This is a genomic window from Vibrio barjaei (genome assembly GCF_001639065.2).
Taxonomy (GTDB): domain Bacteria; phylum Pseudomonadota; class Gammaproteobacteria; order Enterobacterales; family Vibrionaceae; genus Vibrio; species Vibrio barjaei.
In genome coordinates, this window is record NZ_LQXO02000022.1 from 205,898 (window position 1) to 223,331 (window position 17,434).

The 17,434-nt window shown below is 43.3% G+C and carries 14 protein-coding genes; 6 read left to right on the plus strand and 8 right to left on the minus strand.

Annotation, left to right across the window (positions count from 1 at the left end; genetic code table 11):
- The first annotated feature begins 115 nt into the window (after positions 1 to 115).
- The 5 genes from AWH66_RS11510 to AWH66_RS11530 all read left to right on the plus strand — a co-directional run bounded on the left by AWH66_RS11510 (position 116) and on the right by AWH66_RS11530 (position 4,889).
- A complete protein-coding gene (locus AWH66_RS11510) occupies positions 116 to 424 on the plus strand; it encodes an isoamylase early set domain-containing protein (protein WP_063603084.1) in 309 nt (102 codons plus the stop codon).
- Positions 425 to 563: 139 nt separating this feature from the next.
- Positions 564 to 1,880, plus strand: coding sequence for a peptidoglycan DD-metalloendopeptidase family protein (locus AWH66_RS11515; RefSeq protein WP_083400016.1), 1,317 nt, complete (start codon positions 564 to 566; stop codon positions 1,878 to 1,880).
- Between the two features lie 27 nt (positions 1,881 to 1,907).
- Entirely contained in the window at positions 1,908 to 2,258 is a 351-nt protein-coding gene (locus tag AWH66_RS11520) for a hypothetical protein (protein ID WP_063603085.1), read from the plus strand.
- 126 nt (positions 2,259 to 2,384) lie between these two features.
- Positions 2,385 to 3,746, plus strand: a complete 1,362-nt coding sequence (locus tag AWH66_RS11525) for a DUF1800 domain-containing protein (RefSeq protein ID WP_063603086.1) — start codon at positions 2,385 to 2,387, stop codon at positions 3,744 to 3,746.
- Between the two features lie 6 nt (positions 3,747 to 3,752).
- The gene (locus AWH66_RS11530; RefSeq protein ID WP_063603087.1) at positions 3,753 to 4,889 is read left to right on the plus strand and encodes a DUF1501 domain-containing protein; all 1,137 of its coding nucleotides are present in this window, start codon (positions 3,753 to 3,755) and stop codon (positions 4,887 to 4,889) included.
- Positions 4,890 to 4,980: 91 nt separating this feature from the next.
- Here AWH66_RS11530 and AWH66_RS11535 read toward each other — a convergent pair whose 3' ends face one another.
- The 5 genes from AWH66_RS11535 to AWH66_RS11555 form a co-directional block, all read right to left on the minus strand.
- Entirely contained in the window at positions 4,981 to 6,051 is a 1,071-nt protein-coding gene (locus AWH66_RS11535; RefSeq protein WP_063603088.1) for a protein-glutamate methylesterase/protein-glutamine glutaminase, read from the minus strand.
- Positions 6,052 to 6,056: 5 nt separating this feature from the next.
- Complete coding sequence (locus AWH66_RS11540; protein WP_063603089.1) at positions 6,057 to 6,881, minus strand: CheR family methyltransferase; 825 nt, start codon at positions 6,879 to 6,881, stop codon at positions 6,057 to 6,059.
- The gene (locus AWH66_RS26230; protein WP_063603090.1) at positions 6,881 to 9,697 is read right to left on the minus strand and encodes a methyl-accepting chemotaxis protein; all 2,817 of its coding nucleotides are present in this window, start codon (positions 9,695 to 9,697) and stop codon (positions 6,881 to 6,883) included. Before AWH66_RS26230 ends, AWH66_RS11540 begins: the two co-directional genes overlap by 1 nt.
- Positions 9,690 to 10,241: a chemotaxis protein CheW gene (locus AWH66_RS11550; RefSeq protein ID WP_240495615.1), complete on the minus strand. Its 552-nt coding sequence runs from the start codon at positions 10,239 to 10,241 to the stop codon at positions 9,690 to 9,692. The genes AWH66_RS26230 and AWH66_RS11550 overlap by 8 nt, the downstream gene beginning before the upstream one ends.
- Before the next feature lie 153 nt (positions 10,242 to 10,394).
- On the minus strand, positions 10,395 to 12,590 hold the full coding sequence (locus AWH66_RS11555) for a chemotaxis protein CheA (RefSeq protein WP_063603091.1): 2,196 nt from the start codon (positions 12,588 to 12,590) through the stop codon (positions 10,395 to 10,397).
- Between the two features lie 420 nt (positions 12,591 to 13,010).
- Between AWH66_RS11555 and AWH66_RS11560 the strand changes: the two genes are divergently transcribed.
- Positions 13,011 to 14,603: an ATP-binding cassette domain-containing protein gene (locus tag AWH66_RS11560; RefSeq protein ID WP_063603092.1), complete on the plus strand. Its 1,593-nt coding sequence runs from the start codon at positions 13,011 to 13,013 to the stop codon at positions 14,601 to 14,603.
- Positions 14,604 to 14,637: 34 nt separating this feature from the next.
- Here the strand turns inward: AWH66_RS11560 and AWH66_RS25675 are convergent, their stop codons facing one another.
- From AWH66_RS25675 to AWH66_RS11575, 3 genes are all read right to left on the minus strand, one after another.
- Positions 14,638 to 14,967, minus strand: coding sequence for a DUF4870 family protein (locus AWH66_RS25675; RefSeq protein ID WP_063603093.1), 330 nt, complete (start codon positions 14,965 to 14,967; stop codon positions 14,638 to 14,640).
- A 139-nt stretch (positions 14,968 to 15,106) separates the two neighbouring features.
- The gene (locus tag AWH66_RS11570; protein WP_063603094.1) at positions 15,107 to 16,267 is read right to left on the minus strand and encodes an MFS transporter; all 1,161 of its coding nucleotides are present in this window, start codon (positions 16,265 to 16,267) and stop codon (positions 15,107 to 15,109) included.
- A gap of 305 nt (positions 16,268 to 16,572) precedes the next feature.
- Positions 16,573 to 17,337 (minus strand): AraC family transcriptional regulator, encoded by a 765-nt coding sequence (locus tag AWH66_RS11575; protein WP_063603095.1) that lies wholly within the window; start codon positions 17,335 to 17,337, stop codon positions 16,573 to 16,575.
- Between the last annotated feature and the right edge of the window lie 97 nt (positions 17,338 to 17,434).

Genomic DNA, 17,434 nt, shown 5'->3' on the forward strand with positions numbered 1-17,434 from the left:
TGTTTCCAGCCGTAAATGATATGCATCTTTGTCACTTATTGTGTTGAGAATGTGAGCTTGATTACATAATATGACACTTTGATGTTGTTATTTTTTAGACAAACGGAGCTTGCAAATGATCAATAAGCGTTTTTTTAAAACTAAAGATGAAGTAGAAGTCACGTTCGAACTGGATGCGACCAATATTGAAAGTGCGGTACTAGTAGCAGACTTTCACGATTGGCAACCTATGCCAATGAAGAAAATCGCGAAAACTAAATCTTTCAAATATAAAACCCGTCTACCAAAAAATGCGGAGTTTCAATTCCGCTACCTCGTGAATGAGAACGACTGGGTCAATGATGCTGAAGCAGATAACTATGTACCAAATGGCTTCGGTGCTGACAACTGCATTGTAAAAACAGCACAGGCATGTGAAGCCTAGTTCTCAGTAATGCTGATTTTGTAGAAAGCGAGGCGACAAGCTTCGCTTTTTTACATTCTTATCACAGGTTTTACCTTAATTTTCCCCACAATCGGATGCAATTCACCGAAGAAACGATTAATCTGTTGGCTCTTTTTTAATGGAATGCATTGGAACCATTGTGCAATCGAATCAACCTATAGACGGCGTATGCGCGGCAAAGACACCGTCTCGAAAACTAAAACGCGGCCTCGCTTTTACCGTGCCTCTCATCGCGGCGTTTCTGTTTCTTCATAGTCTGCCTAGCTCAAACCTTAACGGAACAGTGGAGCTAGACCTTAATGATTCACCTATCGCCAAAGCCATCACTCCTGAGCCAACTAAAGCTGAACTGCCACCTAAATTCGCCTATACCGTAAAGTCAGGTGACAGCTTGAGCCAAATTTTCGACCAACTTGGTTTCCCTTACTCAGATATGATGTCAGTAATGGAAACGGATTTGGATTACTTAGTGCTCGATACGCTACGTCCTGGTGACAAGATGCGATTTTGGCAAGATGAAGCCACTGGCACACTCGGTCAACTTGAAGTTCAACGTAGTATGGCGGAAAAAGCCGTTTATACACGTTTAGATGATGGTAGCTTCGAATTTAAGGATGTCTCTATTCCAGGCGTTTGGGAAAGTGTTGCTTTGGTAGGTGAAATTCACGGAAGCTTCTCTTCTTCAGCGAACAAGTTGGGCCTAAACCCCCGTGAGATTGACCAAGTCGTTACCCTGCTTAAAGACAAACTGAGTTTCACTCGTGACCTCCGTGCTGGTGACCGTTTTGAAGTCGTTAAAAACAGCCAGTTTGTTGATGGTACAGCAACAGGTAACTCTGAAATACAAGCGATTAAGATCTTTAATCGCGGCGCGATGTACTCGGCTTACCTTCATACTAATGGCCAGTACTACGATGCTAAAGGTGACAGTCTGCAGCGAGCATTTATGCGCTATCCTGTGAAAAATCACCGTATTACCTCGAGCTTTAATCCTAATCGTCGCCATCCTGTGACTGGTCGAGTTGCACCGCATAACGGTACTGATTTCGGTGTTCGTACGGGTACTAATGTGTATACCACTGGTGATGGCGTTGTTGCTATGGTGCGTAACCACCCATATGCTGGTAAGTATATCGTTATCGACCATGGTGGTCCGTACAAGACTCGTTATCTTCATTTAAGTAAGATTCTGGTGAAGAAAGGGCAAAAGGTGACTCGTGGTACGCGTATCGGCTTGTCTGGAGCGACCGGGCGAGTGACTGGACCTCATTTGCATTACGAATTGATTTCTCGTGGGCGACCAGTTAATGCTATGCGAGCGAACATTCCTATGGCAGACTCTGTGCCCAAGAACGAGCTCAAGCAGTTTATTGCACGTCGCGATGAGTTAGACTCTATGCTTGAGAAACAAGAAACCAAACTGGCGAGCTTGTAGTTTGCTAGGTTAATAACGGTATTGATAATGCAACAACTAGAATTTCAACTACTTGTCATGCAGCTTTGTGAGTTCACAACACTCCCAGATGCATTGAATAAGCTTAAAAGCGTCGAGAACCAAGAGATTGTCGAGGCAGCAAACAGTTTAAGCGGTCAATTTGCATTAGCGGACGTTGATGGCGAGCAGCGTATTTATCATGTGTTTACTGACATCGATGATAACGGTGACGAGCAAGAGTACGTAGAGCACATTATGAACGAAGGTGATGACATCATTAAATTTGTCGCGTGGTTCTTCGATGCTATGTTCGAAATGAAGCAAAGCGACACGTATAAGGCGGCAGGTAAGACTTACAAGCAACCTAAACGTTCTTAAGCCTATCCAGATAAAGTTAAAACGGCGCTCAAATGAGCGCCGTTTTGTTATTTTATCGTCAGGGCAGGTGTGCAATTTTTGCTTAGTGTGTAATGCTTTAGGTATCGCATACTTATAGAGGTTGCCATGGAGAACAAGGACACTGCCCAATACATTGTTTCGCAGAGATTTGGCTTTGGGCCAAGAGTCGGCGATGCTGAGCCTGAAGACAGCTTAAATGAGCAACTTAAAGCTCAGGCTTATACTCATAAGGCGATTTCATCGCTTCCATCTACCGATGAAATGTTGGCACATTTTGGTGACCTGAATCGAAGACGAAAGGCAGCAAAAAGCGCAGAAGAGAAGAAACAGTTTACCAAAACCAATAACGCGTTTTTTCAAGAAAACTTCCGCAATCTTGTTCATGCGCGAAACTTACAAACCCTATACACCCCACTAAGCTTTCAAGAACGTTTAACCCAATTTTGGAGCAACCATTTTGCGATCTCCGCGGATACACGCAGAGTCCGCCCAATAGCTTCTGGCGTTGAAAATGAAGTAATCAGAGAGCTTTGGTCTATCGATTTTCCGAGTATGCTGATAGCTGTGATTCAACACCCCAGCATGCTGATCTTCCTTGATAACCACCAATCAGTTGGGCCTAATTCCAAGGCAGGACAAAAACGCAATAAAGGACTCAATGAAAACTTAGCACGAGAGATTTTAGAGCTGCATACTTTAGGTGTGGATGGTGGCTATACACAAAACGATGTGGTTGAACTCGCGCAGGGTATTACAGGTTGGACCGTGAGCTTTAAACCTGACAGCCCAGGTTACCGCTTTTCATCGACCATGCATGAACCTGGTGCGATCAACGTATTGGGCAAAGTGTACGATCAACAAGGAGAAGAACAGGGCATGAGCTGTCTTCGCGACCTTGCAAATCATGAAAATACCGCAAGACACCTTTGTGGCAAATTGGTCGAGCATTTCTATGGCGTAGGGCACCCTTCATTGGTGGATAAGCTCACCAAAATCTGGATAGATAACGAAGGCATGTTAATTCCGGTATATCTCACATTGATTAATAGCAGTCTCAAAAATAAAGATGAGCGCCTGCGTTTTCGTACACCTCAGGAATGGTATTTTGCTGTGCTCCGCAGTGCTGACTTTGAACCCAACCAGAAGCAGATGCATTCAATGTTGAGACAATTGGGGCAAGAGCCGTTTATGTCGGGGTCGCCCGCAGGATGGTCTGATAACGATGTGGATTATAATAGCTCGGCCGCATTGACTCAGCGTTGGCAAGTCGCCAACCAAGTGGCCAAGCTTTTGATTACCCGGATTGAGCGTAGTAAACAGAACCCTGATGATAGGGTGACACAGATTGTACAACGCCTTTATGGCAATGAAGTCGATGAACACCTACTGACTGCGTTAGATAAGGCACAAGATGCCAGTTCCAAGTTTGTTGCGCTTTGGATGAGCCCACAGTTTCAATATAGGTAAACGGTTATGACGACACGACGACATTTTTTGAAAGGCGTTGGAGCAGCGTCTCTGGTTACCTTGCTACCCAACTTCGCCTTTGCGTCAACGCAAAGCCCAAATGTACTGATTTGGATAACACTTCGCGGGGCGATGGATGGGCTTAACGTGGTAGTACCAAGTTTTGATGAGCACTACCAAAAGTTGCGACCGACAATAGCACTCTCCAAAGAGCAGCTTAATCCACTAGATAAAGGGTTTGGCTTACACCCAGCATTAAAAAGTGTTCATCAAATGTATCAGGACAAGCAAGCCATGTTTGTTCATGCTTGCGCTACTGGCTATCGAAGTCGCTCTCACTTTGATGGTCAGAAGATTCTAGAGAATGGATCTACAGATCCGTTTGATCCTGTGGGGTGGTTGAATCGCTTTTTGACGACACAACAGAACAACCAAGCGATTGCTATAGATGCAGGACTACCTTTGATTGCTCAAGGTGATGTCAAAGTCAGCAGTTGGTTTCCTCATAAGCTTAAAGCTGAAGAAGAGCAGGCCAACTTATTAGCGGAAATGTTCCAATCTGATGCAAAGCTCTCTGCTAATTTTGAGGAAGCGATGAAATTGGAGTCAATGTCCATGGGGGGCAGTCAGAATAAACAATTTACCAACTTAGCCAAACAGGCTGGCAAGTTTGTGAGTTCGCCCAATGGTCCAAATATTGTGGTGCTAGAGCTGGGAGGTTGGGATACACACTCGTCGCAGGGGGCCGAGAAAGGAAGACTTGCTAATCAGCTAAGTAAATTTGATCAAGGTATGGCGGCGTTAAAATCCGCATTAGGAGAAAAATGGCAATCGACAGTGGTTATTGCAGCGAGTGAGTTTGGACGAACCGCCGCTGAGAATGGTACAAAAGGGACCGATCACGGCACAGGTAACGCGATGTTAGTAATAGGCGGGGCGGTTAGCCAGTCAAAAGTCTTGAGTAACTGGCCTGGATTATCGCCTACTCAGTTGCATGAAGGTCGAGACCTAAAACCAACGGTTGACATAAGAGCGGTGACAAAAGGGATATTGCAAGAACACCTCGGAGCCAGCGAAGAAGCTCTTAATATTACATTCCCTGAAACCGATGACCTTGTGCCACTGAACGTTTTGACATCGTAAAGCTAACGATTCAAGACATCCGGACATGGTCGCTTGAATCTAAAGTTGTTTGGCGGGGTAGTTTGTGCCGCTTAGTGTTGGTACCTTGGAGTTAAGACGTGGGCTTTGAGGTAGTTAAGTTAGCAATAGAGTCGGCAATATCTGGGATCGACAGTTGCTTAAGTGCCGCTCCCAGTTTCATGGCTTCACGAGGCATACCGTAGACTACACAGCTTTTTTCATCTTGCGCAAAGGTTAGCGCGCCTGCCTGCTTCATTTTCAATAAACCAGCAGCGCCATCTTTTCCCATACCCGTTAAAAGAACCCCAATACCAAATGTTTTGATGTTCTCTGAGACAGATTCAAACAGAACATCGATGGAGGGTTTATGAAGGTTAACAGGATCTTCATCACTTAAAATCGTGTAGTAGCACCCGGCTCTCATCTCTACCACAAGGTGGGAATTACCTGGTGCAATATAGGCATGACCAGATTCTATAACTTCTTCGTGTTTTGCTTCTAGAACTTGTATGGAACAGAGGGTTTGGAGTCGAGCTGCAAAAGAGCGGGTAAATCCCGCTGGCATGTGTTGGGCGATAACAATGCCTGGACAGTCTTCCGGCAGCTGCTTCAACAGCGTCGTAATGGCTTCGGTTCCTCCCGTTGAAGCTCCTATGGCAATCAAATACCGAGTTGCATTTGGGTTAGGCCGCGACTTTCTTTCGGTTAGCTGCTGCTCAAGCTCTAACGTTATTGATCTGAGTTGAGATTTTTTGTGGTATTGCAGATGCGCTTGTTTAAGGTTCTTTATTACGTCTAGGGCAAAAGAATCCAGGTTGGAGTCAGTAACTTTGGCGGTTTTAGGTATGGCTACACATGCCATAGCACCTAACTTCAAGGCTTGCTGAGTGAGTAAAGAATTACGATTTAATAACTTAGATATAACGACCACCGGCATTGGGCGCAGGGTCATAATCTTGTTGAGAAAATCCAGCCCATTCATGCCTTCAAGTTCGATAGCAAGAGTCACTACATCCGGGTTTAGCTGTTTTATCAATGCGCGTGCTTGACGGACATTATGAGCAATACCAACCACCGTCATACTGGATTGCGCGTTAATAATATGGCGCAAGGTTTGACAGGTTTCAGAGCAAGAGTCTGTGATAAGTACTTTTAGCGGCATAAATACTACACTCGCGTATACATGGTTTGCCGAAGTGGCTTAAATTTATCCTGAGGCTCGGAGAAGCTTTCTGAATGACCAAGGAACAGCAACGAACCTTGGGGTAAGTAGTGAGCAAATTTGGTTAGCAATCTACTTTGGGTCTCTCGGTTAAAATAAATCATCACGTTGCGACAAAAAATCATATTAAAGCTCTTTTTCATAGGCCACTGAGTATCCATTAAATTCAGGCACTTAAAATGAATCAGCGATTTTATCTCCGGTCTAATCTCATACGTGTTTTTGTACTTATGGTAGATGAAGTGCTGGAGTTTTTGCTGTTCACTCACTCGTTCGAGTTGATCTGTGGTGTAATTCCCTTCTCTTGCGACCGCAAGTACATGCGTATTTAAGTCTGTCGCGAGTATTTTTACTGGAGGTTGATTGGTTCCAAATGCTTCAACCATAGTCATCGCAATACTGTAAGCCTCTTCACCAGTAGAGCAGGCTGAGCACCAGATTCTTAGTGGTTCAGACGTAGTTAAGTGCTCAAGGTGTTCCTGCACATAGTTTTTTAGAAAATCAAAGTGGTAAGGCTCCCTGAAGAAGTAGGTGAGGTTAGTCGTTAGAGCATTCACGAAATACTCCCACTCTTCATGATTTTGGTCATCTAACAGTTTGAGATATTGGGTAAAGTTTACCAGCCTATGTGCTCTCAATCGTCCGACTAATCGGTTATATACAAGGTTCCTTTTATTCTTGCGGAAGGCGATACCTACACGGCTATAAATTAACGACGCTATGGCCTCAAAATCCTGTTCTGTATAGCCAAACTGGGTATTAACTAACATTAAAACTCAGACCAATCGTTGTCCTCGTGATGCTTATGCGAGGCAGCAGCTGCAATGATTAAGTTCTGTTCACTGGGGAGCGTTTCGTAGCTATCCTGATGCACGGAGATGTGCTGCTCTCCTGTGTCAAATACCGCAACGTAAAGCGCAAGATTGGCAACTTGTTCTTCAAGCGAGCTAGCAGCGGCAGAACCTTCTTCTACGAGTGCTGAGTTTTGCTGTGTCACATCATCGACCTCCAAAATGGCTTTAGCTACTTGGTCTATCCCAGTGCTTTGTTCAACCGAAGCTTGAGTAATTTCATCGATAAGTTGTGCAACTTCTTGGATGGAAGTCACCACGCTAGAGATTGAGTCGCCCGCCTGTGTGGCCAATTTCGAACCGGTTTCAATTTTCCGAACAGATGAGTTGATCAAGCCTTCTACTTCTTTAGCAGCAGAGGCAGAGCGTTGCGCTAAGTTGCGAACTTCAGTAGCAACAACCGCAAACCCTCGTCCTTGCTCGCCTGCACGGGCTGCCTCTACAGCGGCATTGAGAGCAAGAATATTGGTTTGAAAAGCAATACTATTGATGACCGAAATAATATTCATGACTTCTTGAGAGCTGGTGTGGATCTCAGACATATTTTCGACCACTTGCTTAACAATGTCTCCGCCTTTAAGAGCACTGGATGAAGTTTCTTTCGCTAAGCTATTCGCTTTTTTAGAGTGTTCGGAGTTTTGCTTAACTGTAATGGTAAGCTCTTCCATACTGGATGAAGTGACTTCTAGGCTACGCGCTTGCTTCTCTGTTCTCTGCGCTAAGTCAATATTGCCGATGGCTATTTCTTTTGTAGCAGTATTGATGGTCTCGGCGGACAATTTAATATGCTGAATCATCTCTTTTAGTTTTGTCACGGTTTGATTGGAACTTGTTTTTAGCTCACCGAATGCGCCAGAATAATCTGCTGTGATCTCTGAGGTCAGGTCTCCTTTTGCCAAAGAGGAGAGGACTGAAACGATATCAGTTAAACTCACTTCGCTTATTTCAAGTAAGCGATTCATATTGCCGCATAGCATGGTGAAAAAAGTGTTTTTTCCATCTAACGTCATGCGCTGCGAAAAGTCACCCTTCACTGCAGACTGAATAACCTGTTCAATTTCGCGTTCCACTGCAACTTCTGCTGTTCGATCTGCCCATTCTGTGACATAGCCTATTTGTTGCCCAACCTCATCGATGACAGGATTGCTAACAACCTTAAAAATACGATCATTGATATCAATCTCTTGCACCGTTTCGGTTCCCAAAACTGGCTGACCAGGTTGGTTGTTGGTAGTATGGCCGTTGCTATCCTGATTGATAGATACTAGGTTGAGATCATTGATATTCAGTCCTACTAACTGGTCAGCATCAAAGTCTGGTATATGAGCTTTTAACTCTTTTTCCGCCGACTTGAACATGTTCACTATTGCTGGGTTCACATAGATAATGGCATTGGTGCTATCAACGATCATCATATTTGTACTCACATTATCGAGAGCAATTTTAATGCGAGTAGCGGCAACAGCTTTTTGACGAACACTATATGCCAATTGCACTTTCATAATTTTCAAGGATTGAAGAACTTGGTCTATTTCATCATTTTTGTCTACATTAATGTCAAAGAGGTAATCCTGCTTAACCAAACGCATAAAGTAACGTCTAATATCTGATAACCTAGAGTTAATGTCATGACTAAATCGATAAGCGAATATCAGATATACACCTACAAAGAAAAGCGTGATAACTGAAGAAAGGGTAACTTCTAACCAGAATACTTGTTTACTTTGCTCGTAGATGCCTTTGGATTGAAGCTGGTTCTCACTGATGAGTTCACCGATGTTTTTTTCAAAACTCGCGACCTGAGAAATGGTATCTTGAACGAATGAAATAAAGCTCATTTCGCTTGAGAGGGTCATATTGTCTATGGTGAGCTTAGAATAAACTTCTAACAGTGATGTCGTTGCTAATCGATCGCTTTGTTCTGCGATGTCTTGATGTTTTTTAATCTTAGTCGAGTGTTCTAAATCAAAATTATCAATGAGAGACTTGGTAATATCATTTAGTTTTAGAGTGTTGTCTCTTAGCTTATTTCCAATGTCGCTATTCTGATTAATATCATTCGTCACTAATAGAGTTTGCAGTAACATCCGGTTTTCCGCCCACAACTTGTCGACCGAACGTAATTGGCTATAAGACTCTATATGGTTATGAAATAGATGTTCTACGGCTTCTTTTTCGGTATAGGCGCTATGGATACCAATGCCCAAAACTGAAAAAAGTGAAACTGTTGCCACTAGAACTAATCCAAATAAACGTTGCTTAATGCTCAGTGTTTTTAGCGGGTTGCTCTTCTGGTCTTTTATGATTTTTCCTCGTTTAATTAGGTAACTCCCTTGAGCACCTTCTTTGAACTTGGCATAGTGGGCTTTGGCATTTTCCAACTCAATTTTGCTAGGTTTTGAACGAATAGACATAAAGCCGAGTTGAACACCATCTTTGTAGTATGGAGCTACATCAGATTTTACCCAATAAAACCCACCTCCTTTTTGTCGATTTTTAATAATTCCTGACCAACAATTACCTTCTTTAATTTCACTCCAGAAATCTTCAAATACCTCTTTAGGCATATCAGGGTGGCGGACAATATTGTGCGGGCTACCGATAAGATCATCGATTGAGTAACCGCTAATACGAATAAAATTGTCGTCCGCAAATGTAATTCTACCGGACATGTCGGTAGTGGAGATAAGTATCTCGTTTTCCTGAACTACATACTCTCGTTCTTCGCTATTCATGGGTACGACCTTCCTGTGGCTCAAGGACTGTTGAGTCCGATTCTATTTTGTCAAAAAGTGCCATATCCTGACTGTTCATTAGTTTTTTTATATGAATTAAAATGAGCATTAACTCGTCTTGAGATGCAAGACCTTGAATATATTTTGTGTCTAGCGCACTTGAAAAATCTGGTGGGGATTGGACATCTACATTGTTGAGTAATAATACGTCAGCAACACTGTCAACAACGATACCAACAATTCTTTGGTCAATGTTTAAAATGATGACAACGGTCATATCATGGTAGGAAATATTAGGTAAGTTGAACTTTAAGCGCATATCAACGATAGGAATTACTACGCCTCTTAAGTTCATAACCCCTTTTATATATTCAGGCATGTTCGCAATAGCGGTTACTTGGCCATAGGTTCGAATTTCTTGCACAGTTAATATGTCTATCCCGTAATATTCTTCCCCAAGCCAAAAGGTTAAATATTCTTTTGCCTCTGTTAGTTCACTTTTTTCTAGGTCATCTTTATCACTAGCTGCCATGATGATTTCCATATTCGTTTTCTTTTCAAATTTGGTACTCATAGCCTTAAAGTTGTATTATTTGAGTGCCAAAAATCTGTGACTTGAAAATAGTGTAGGAAATTGTACGGCCAGTTCTTGTCTAGTTTATAAATTATTTCCTAAATGGCGGTAACCTAATGATGATTAGCGACTTCTTACTAGATCAGCGACATCCAAAATTAGTGAGACGCGGCCATCTCCCATGATTGTTGCGCCCGAAATACAAGGAATTTTCCTAAAGTTATTTTCTAAGTTTTTCAGGACCACTTGTTGTTGTCCTATCAGGCTATCTACAAATAAAGCAATGACTCTATTGCCATGCTCAAGTAAGACAACGATGCCTTCATGTAGCTCCTGGATATCGGTATCAAGATTGAAAAACTTGTGGAGACGAAGAACCGGCACATACTCATCGTGGACCCGAATCATAGTTTCTCCACTATTGAGGTTTTTCAGGTCTTGCGGTTTTGGTTGTATTGATTCAACAATATAAGTAAGCGGTATAATATAAACCTGCTCTCCGACACTGATCGACATCCCTTCCAAGATTGCCAATGTTAGAGGCAATTGAATGGACATTTTCGTTCCTATCCCCAACTTTGAACTGACTTCTACCGTTCCGCCAATACTGGAGATATTGCGCTTAACCACATCCATACCTACGCCACGACCGGATACTGAAGTCACCTTTTCCGCCGTCGAGAAGCCCGCAGAAAATATCAGTTGAAAGATATCTTCTTTGCTCATGTTTTGTGGTAGAACCATGCCGTTTTTTTGCGCTTTAGTGAGTATCTTCTGTGGGTCGATGCCCGACCCGTCATCCTCTACGTGAACTATCACATCACCACCACGATATACGGCAGACAGTTTGATTGTTCCTTGCTCCGGCTTATGGGCCCTGATTCTCTCTTCAGGGGATTCAATACCATGATCAATACTATTGCGTATGAGGTGCGTCAGTGGGTCAACCAATTTTTCCAACAGGCTTTTGTCTAGCTGAGTTTGTTCGCCTTCGATAACCAGCTTTATGTTTTTATTCAGTGAGTTTGATAAGTCACGAACGATGCGTGGGAAACGTCCAAACACGGTGCCAATTGGCATCATCCTCACGGACATGACTGATGCTTGTAGATCTCGAGTATTGTTTTCCAATTGGTTCAGTCTTGCGGCTAGCATTTCATTCGTATCAAGACCAAGATCAAAAGTGAGTTTCTGGAGCATAGATTGCGTAATGATGAGCTCACCAACTTGATTGATTAATTGGTCTACTTTTTTAGTACTAACGCGAATTGATGAAGTTTCCAAAGGTCTAGCTCGGCCTCGCACTTCATTCGTTCGATGTCCCGCATTTTCTTTTGGATTCGCTGTCATGTTGTGTGTCTCGTCTGAGACGGAAAGCTGAGGGGGACTTGATGTTTGTGAGCAAGGGGGCGTGTGCTCGCATGAATCGGGCTTGCTTAGATACCAACTCTTAATCTTATCATCGACAACGTGAGCTTTGACAGGTTTAGCTAGGTAATCATTCATGCCAGTTTGCAGACATTTTTGTTTCTCTTCTTCGCCAGCCATGCCTGTCATTGCAATGATGGTGATTGATTTATACACCTCTCCCGCACTACCGCTTCTTATTTCACTTGTCGTCTGGTAACCATCCATAATTGGCATTTGGCAATCTAGTAGTAAGAGTTGATAAGGTTCATCAATCGATGCTTTGAGCTTCTCTATAGCTTGCTCGCCGTTTTCGGCGATGTCGAGCATGGTGTAGCCAAGTTTGTTAAGGGTGAAACTCGTGACTTTCTGAATCACTTTACAGTCTTCCACCAATAGTATCTTTAATTTCGATTTTTCGAGTTCCAAGGGACGCACCGTGGAGGGCTCGGTCATTTTTCTTAATGAACTTGCTTCGGTTATTTGCTCAGCATCTGAGTGTGAAATAGTCTTACTACCACTGAATTTGTTTAGTGCTTCACAAACGATCCTTATACGTTCATTTGGAATGTCACTTCTCTGTTGATGTGCGTTTTTCACGGACTCTAGGACATCTCTTGCTTCTAAAAATACGTCCACCATAGGCTTTTGTATCGTGATCTGGTTGTTACGAAGCTTGTCTAATAAGTTTTCAAGAATATGGCTTAGGTTAGAAATGTCATCAAAGCCAAAAATTGCGGCACTACCTTTAATCGAATGGACCTCTCTGAAGATGGCGTCGAGTAAGCCTGATAGGCATTCAGATTCATCGTCGCTGTCATGCATCTTAAGTAATGATGATTCCATTTCCTCTAGATGCTCTGTCATCTCTTCAAAAAAGATCTTCTCAAATTGGCGAGTGGGATCGGACATAGGGCCCTCAATTCATTGGTATGAAGCTCATCATTGAGTGGATTTAACCGGCGGTGCTCGATTGAGAGAACCGTAGAGTGATTAAAGAGCAGTATGGGAGGCAATAATGAGATTTCCAGAAATGTTCTAATGGGTAACTTCCTGAGAAGAAGGCTTAAAGTTTGTTTTCTGACATGTGACTTTAACGTTTGGAACTAGTATTTCTTGCAAAGTTCGCGTATAAACTACTCATCACTTTCTTCGGAGTAGACGCCTACATGAACAACTAACTCAATTTCGATCGTTTTATACAAGTAACTTTTGAAATCGCAGAGTTAGTGGGCGTTGGCTCGTTCTATCTACACATCTCTATCATCAGCATATAGCTGACTTAAAATAGTACTATCTGCCAAGCGTCACATGCTCTGTAAAGGAGGATGTATGACTGCATTTCATGCAATTTCAATCTCAAAGCAGTTTCCTGATGGAGACCGACTATTTTCATCGATTAGCTTCTCAATTGAAGAAGGCATCACAGCGTTAGTAGGAAAAAATGGCTGTGGCAAGAGTCATTTGGCGCAGATTCTCGCTAAATTAACCCCACTGTCTGAAGGGCGAGTGGAGTGGGGAAATCAGATCAAATCTGTTGGCTTTTATAGCCAATTAGAAAGTGAATCAGACTTGTCTCAAAGTATTGCTCAACAATTAGGTGTGGAAAATAAGTTGCTCGCCCTTGAGCACATTCAGCAAGGTGACAGCTCTTGTCATTGGTTCGACATGATTGCCGATGATGAATGGGATCTTGCTGAGCAATTAGCAAGGCTACTCACGCAACTGCGTTTGCCTACCGATCTCAATGTCACACTGGCGCAATTAAGTGGTGGGCAACTTGCTGTATTAAGGCTTTATGTTCTGCTGCAGCAAGAATATGATGCATTCGTTCTTGATGAGCCCACTAATCATTTAGATTCTGATCATGTTGATTGGTTAGTGAAGCAATTAAAAACAATAGATAAACCAGTGTTGGTGGTTAGCCACAATATTGCGTTCCTCAATCACGTTGACAAAATACTCGAGCTGAACTCGATAGGTATTACCAGCTATGGAGGCAACTACCAAACATTCATCGTTAACAAGAATGAGCATCTGCAAGCGTTACAGGACAAAGCCAAATCACTGACTAGGGAGAGAAAGGTAAAAGCAGAGAAAGCGCACCAACGTCTGGTCACAGCTCAAAAGCTCGCGACAAGGGGTAAAGCACAAAGGACGAGTGGTAGCCAGCCAAAAATACTGATGGATGGTAAAAAGCAAGGCGCACAGAATGCTAACGCCTCGATTGCGGCTCAAAGTGAACGCCAGTTCGCGGTTTTGGACCAAAAACTTCAGCAAGTGAAGGATCAAATAGAACAGAATAAACCGCAGAAATGGTACACCGGAGTGGTTCAAACGCAGGGTAAGACAGCCATCGCGTTTGACGCATTTCAGCATGCTAATGTGCTTGGTGCACCGATTCGTGCGACGGTACTTACCAGCGAGCATGCGTGGCTAAAAGGTCGTAATGGCTCGGGTAAGTCGACCATTTTAAAGCGAGTACTCGCTCTTAGCCAAAACTCAAGTGATGTGACTGATGGGCTTCGAGTCAATACGGAGTGTTTTTACTTAGATCAGCACTTTTCTATACTTAACGGTGATTTAGCGCTGATTGACGCTGTGTGTGAAGGGTGTGAGGAGATGACAATTCCTGTTGCTCGTACTCTATTAGCTGGCATCGGTTTTAGGCGAGACAAAGTCTATGACAAAGTCGAGCAACTCAGCGGTGGCGAGAAAATGAAGCTAGCCATGTTGATTGCTTCGCACCAAAAACAGGTAGCGACCCTGTTATTGGATGAACCGGATAATCACCTGGATCTCGAAGCCAAACAACAGTTGATTGCTGCTATTAACGGCTACGCAGGGACTGTGTTAGTCGTCAGTCATGATATGGGATTCATCGAGCAATTAAGGATAGACAAAGTCATTGCCCTAACTGACTGACGAAAAAGAAGAGGCTCAATCGAGCCTCTCTTTTTTAGTTGTAACCTTGATTGTCGAGCACCCTAACGAGTCCTTTCACACAGCGATAGATGACCCAAACGGATGTCCCGACAAGTATTAAGTAGCCAATGCCAAACAGCGGCATGGAGAAGATACCCACGACCGTCAAAATAATGGAGACCCAAAATGTCTGTACTGCGTTTTCGAGGTGATCAGCCAACGGACTACTTGCTGAGGAACTGCGCTTAAGCATGGCCCAGATACCGCCAACGAGATAGAAAATGCCAGTGAAACTTCCTAAAAGTAAACAGGCGTAAGCGACAATGGCGTTAGTTTTAGTTTGTTGGTCTTGTTCGGATAGCATAATCGTTCCCCTGTAATGACTTGATTTAACTATAGTACTTAAAACATGAACCAGAGATGAAACTGAAGGTTTCAAAGCAACAAAGCGGCCTTGAAAGCCGCTTTGTTGTTTACGCTGCACGTGAACTTAAGGTGTGATGTTACTCGCCAGCCACCAAGTGTTTCTTAGTACGAATACTGGCAATGAACATATAGATAGCGGTTGCCATCATGGTTGCAAGTAAATAAGCCATCAAACCTTGTGTACCTTCCATAAACCAATCCGCAAGTACTGGACCAGCGACTGAGCCGATGCTGTAGCAAAACAGCATAACTTGCGTTGCAGAGACAATAAAACTCTCGTCCAATTTGTCACAGCCCAAGTTAATGGCAATCGGGTAAAGTGCGAACGTCGCCATACCAATCAGGAATAAGCTGATTGCTAGTACACTCAGATCATCACTCAGAATAACTAGACCGACACCAAATACACCTAGTAAACAGAACATGCCCATCAGTGGAGTGCGACCCGCTACTTTAAGTAGTGGAGGTACTAATGTTTGTACTGCCATACCGCCAAGGATCACTAACGCCATTAATGCGCTTAAACTGCTTTGTGACACGTCGCGGTGCATTAACTCTACAGGCATTAGACCGTAGATAGATCCAAGGGTTAAGCCTGAAACAATACAGCCGATGATTGCAGCATGGTTCAGTTTTGCAATTTGTTTGAACGATAGTGTCGCCGAGTGAGCACTCTGCGGTTGCTGTGTTGGAACGAACATCAGAACCAGAATAGCTACGCTTAGCATAGAGAGAATTGCCACAAATGGCAGACTACCCTGAACACCGATAAAACCAATCCCAAGCTGACCTAGTGCAGAGCCGCCATATAGCGAACCCATATAGAGGCCAAGACGTTTGGCACGGCTTGATTCATCACCAACCAGCAGCCATGACTCAACGATAACGAAGACACCCGCGACAGCAATACCAGCAACAAAACGTGCAATCAGCCAAGCCCATGCGACAGGCATCAGTGGCAACACAACGATCGTAGCGATAAATAGCGCTAGACAGGCGATAAATGCGACACGGTGACCGACATGTTTGACCGCCGGTTCAATAACAACAGCACCAACTAAAAGACCTGCATAGAACACACTTGCTAGCCAACTTGCGTTGCTTGCATCAATACCGTATTCACCCAGCATAAGCGGGATCAAGCTCATCAAATAACCCGATGCGACGGCATAAAGTGATAGCGCAATAACAGGTACTTTAAAGCCAGTTTTTACTGCGAAATCAGGTGTGTTTTCCACTAGCAGAGCCTCCTAAATAGTCGTTGGAAAATCGAAACAGAATTAAGAAATTGATTAGGTTTTCGCCGCGACTATGAGGCTTGAAAGGGGAGGAGTAAAACTAAAAAAAATGACCGTGACGACAACAGATATTTGTCGATGTGTTGGCATTAGTTATCGTTGAAGTGAAGTATAAATGTAGCTAATGTTCAATAAGCTAACGTATTGTTTTTATTGCGTAGTGTAAGGGAAATCTCGTTGTGAACGTTTGGCGGAATTATCGATGCTTTATCAACAAAGTGAATCATGAACATTATTTTCCGACACTAAAAGAGTTGTTTGGGAGTGATCCCCATATGTTGCTTAAAGAAAGCGATAAAAGCACTGTCACTTGAAAACTCCAAAGTATAAGAAACATCTAGGACACTTTGTCCCAGAGCCAACAGCTCTGTGGCTCGCTGCAACCGCCATTGTTGTCGCCAAGCTTGAAAGCTCATTCCGGTTTCTTTAGCGAAAATTCGGCTAATGGTTTTGCTACTGGCCCCCACATGATGGGAAAATTCCTCTAGTGAAGGGAGGCTTTGCTCTCCGGTCACAAAATGATTCAAGATGCCCGTGACTCTCGGATCGCTGGGGATAGGTAAGAGGTGCACCTCTGCCAACGCTAATTGAAACTCTTCCCAAAACAGCGCTGTGGTGTTGAGGGTTTGTTTAATATCAATGTTCCAAGACCAAAAACTCATTCTATCAATCAAGGCTTTTAACAGCTCATTTACGGTAAGAAACTGTATGGTGTTGGGGGCGTTATTAAACAGGTTGGTATCAAAGTATAGCGAGCGATACTCGACTACATTATTCATTCTCACTCGATGTTCTGTGTTTGGTGGTATCCAGGCTGCTTGGGTCGGCGGTAAAACCGAACGACATCCTTGAAGTTCGATAGTCATGCAACCTTGAGGTGCGTAGAGCAGTTGTCCTTTCTGATGCTGGTGCATCCCTGAGTCATGTTTGCCCACTCTTGCTGCAATACCAATAACAGGTGCATTCAATGCGTCAGCATCAAAATGTGTTTGGTGATCAATTAATGCCACTTGTCTTATTTTCGATGTTTTTTGTTCTTATGATGATATTAGTACAAAATCCATTAAGGCTAAACTCCTCACCTTCAAATTTAGAGGAGGAATTTTA

What these genes read in the sequence shown, in the direction of transcription:
- AWH66_RS11510 (WP_063603084.1), top strand. Translation starts at nt 116, where the DNA reads ATGATCAATAAGCGTTTTTTTAAAACTAAAGATGAAGTAGAAGTCACG.
- AWH66_RS11515 (WP_083400016.1), top strand. Translation starts at nt 564, where the DNA reads ATGGAATGCATTGGAACCATTGTGCAATCGAATCAACCTATAGACGGC.
- AWH66_RS11520 (WP_063603085.1), top strand. Translation starts at nt 1,908, where the DNA reads ATGCAACAACTAGAATTTCAACTACTTGTCATGCAGCTTTGTGAGTTC.
- AWH66_RS11525 (WP_063603086.1), top strand. Translation starts at nt 2,385, where the DNA reads ATGGAGAACAAGGACACTGCCCAATACATTGTTTCGCAGAGATTTGGC.
- AWH66_RS11530 (WP_063603087.1), top strand. Translation starts at nt 3,753, where the DNA reads ATGACGACACGACGACATTTTTTGAAAGGCGTTGGAGCAGCGTCTCTG.
- AWH66_RS11535 (WP_063603088.1), bottom strand. Translation starts at nt 6,051, where the DNA reads ATGCCGCTAAAAGTACTTATCACAGACTCTTGCTCTGAAACCTGTCAA.
- AWH66_RS11540 (WP_063603089.1), bottom strand. Translation starts at nt 6,881, where the DNA reads ATGTTAGTTAATACCCAGTTTGGCTATACAGAACAGGATTTTGAGGCC.
- AWH66_RS26230 (WP_063603090.1), bottom strand. Translation starts at nt 9,697, where the DNA reads ATGAATAGCGAAGAACGAGAGTATGTAGTTCAGGAAAACGAGATACTT.
- AWH66_RS11550 (WP_240495615.1), bottom strand. Translation starts at nt 10,241, where the DNA reads ATGGAAATCATCATGGCAGCTAGTGATAAAGATGACCTAGAAAAAAGT.
- AWH66_RS11555 (WP_063603091.1), bottom strand. Translation starts at nt 12,590, where the DNA reads ATGTCCGATCCCACTCGCCAATTTGAGAAGATCTTTTTTGAAGAGATG.
- AWH66_RS11560 (WP_063603092.1), top strand. Translation starts at nt 13,011, where the DNA reads ATGACTGCATTTCATGCAATTTCAATCTCAAAGCAGTTTCCTGATGGA.
- AWH66_RS25675 (WP_063603093.1), bottom strand. Translation starts at nt 14,967, where the DNA reads ATGCTATCCGAACAAGACCAACAAACTAAAACTAACGCCATTGTCGCT.